Consider the following 1,707-nt stretch of genomic DNA (forward strand, 5'->3'; position numbering starts at 1 on the left):
AAATACGCCGTTACAGTGAAGCTCAATTTAAACAATTTTTTTGGCTTTGGATTATTGCGCTTTTCGGCGTATTCGGATTCAACCCCGAATATAGGGAGATTGTACGCGATGAAATTGAATGGGCTATTTCACCAGATATGAGACTTATACCTCAGTACGATAAATTACGAGAGAGACGCATAGACCTAGGAAAAAATATCCTACCTATGAAGAATATAAAGAGGGAATGTTAGAGATCCATGGCTCACGCCGTTACACCGGTGCTTTTGCAATGTTCTTTCCGGTATTTCTATTTTTTATGCTCGTATCGCCAAATTGGCGCCCATTACGTATCGATACCAAACGACGCATTGCCTACTTTTGGCAATTCGGCAAGTTTTATATCACCCGATACGATGAAAGAACCAACCCACTCAGTGCGCTAAAACCTGATTTTCATCATTCAAGTTTAGTTAAGCCCGAACACGCGGCATTAATTATTTCTGTGCCGCATGAAACCGATCCCGATAAAACGGCAAATGTAGATTTGGGCATCTACCGCCCCGCCTGTGATTTTCAAGATCAGGTATTAAGAGAATTTTTAACCGACTATATGCAAAGCCTAAATCCTGATGAGGAATTTGCCCGTTACTTCAAAAAAGAAAAACGCTTATGGTCGGACTATATTAACTTCTTTTATCATTTAAGCCTGTTCCCGACCCGTGGCTATAATGAAAAGAAAACCGAAGCCAAAATCCAACAATGGCTTGAAAACAACCCAGAGATTTATTAAAAACGCAGCTATTTTTAACCGCACTTTTGAGGTAGGGACGCCACGCTGGCGTCCGTAAAAAATCAAATGATTTCATAAAATTGAATGGCGGCAACAAACCGTATGGGGTGCACCGGGCGAGCGTGGCGAACAGTTTTCGGATTTAGGCTCGGCAAAAGTGAAGAAAAAACGCATACTATCAAATTGTATTGAGTTAGATTTTTCCGACGCACAATCGATTGGTGCGACAACGCCTGCGCCCGATTGGCGTAATCTGAGCAGAACCGTTATCGCTACACAAGGCGTATTAACCTTAAAATATCCGAAATTAGGTTCTTCGACTGACCATTTTATTGTTCAACGCCTATTTAGAATAAATGAGATATAAGGGGAAATTATGTTTAATTTTGATAATCGAATGACATCTTATACACCCGATACGATTTCAAGAAATATTAAACGGGTGAGAAGCGGTGTTATTGAAGTATGCCGTTATAGTGATGCCAAGTTTAGGCAATTTATTTGGATGTGGTTTTTAGTGATTACCTTTTTTTGGATATGGAACATCCTTGATCCTGAGCAGCCGTTACATAATAAAATGAAATGGGCGTGGGATGCTCAAAATTTAAAAATTGAACTTATTGAATTTATAAGGGACCCTAAAAATCCTGAATACACCAGAGGAGGACAATCACTTAGTGAATATTCAGAGCTCTTATTATCTAACTCTAAATCTGACATTCAAAATGCATGGTTATTACTAAGCATACCCTTCTGGTTTTTATTACTACTCGTGGCTCCCGACTGGCGCCCATTACGTATCGATACCAACCGCCGTATTGCCTATTTTTGGTTATTCGGCAAATTTTATATTACCCGATATGATGAAAGAACCAATCCGATTAAAACATTTCAGCCTTATTCTTACCAATCTCGGTTAACTAATCCCGAACATG

At 39.5% G+C, this 1,707-nt stretch carries 3 protein-coding genes and 1 pseudogene; all 4 read left to right on the forward strand.

The features are described 5' to 3' along the window. Positions 1-233, forward strand: a 233-nt coding sequence (locus BKL51_RS12020) for a hypothetical protein (protein WP_233127066.1), incomplete at its 5' end; no start/stop codon positions are given. Then, positions 227-772, forward strand: a complete 546-nt coding sequence (locus BKL51_RS01025) for a hypothetical protein (protein ID WP_077464906.1) — start codon at positions 227-229, stop codon at positions 770-772. The genes BKL51_RS12020 and BKL51_RS01025, both read left to right, overlap by 7 nt. A 157-nt stretch (positions 773-929) precedes the next feature. Beyond that, entirely contained in the window at positions 930-1,139 is a 210-nt protein-coding gene (locus BKL51_RS11725; RefSeq protein WP_143530476.1) for a hypothetical protein, read from the forward strand. Between the two features lie 9 nt (positions 1,140-1,148). Next, positions 1,149-1,707 (forward strand): annotated as a pseudogene (locus tag BKL51_RS01030) (hypothetical protein); the annotation flags it as partial.

This window comes from Rodentibacter sp. Ppn85 (genome assembly GCF_001999335.1).
Classification (GTDB): Bacteria; Pseudomonadota; Gammaproteobacteria; order Enterobacterales; family Pasteurellaceae; genus Rodentibacter.

Coding starts and splice junctions, on each gene's coding strand:
- BKL51_RS01025 (WP_077464906.1), top strand. CDS start 227: ATGTTAGAGATCCATGGCTCACGCCGTTACACCGGTGCTTTTGCAATG.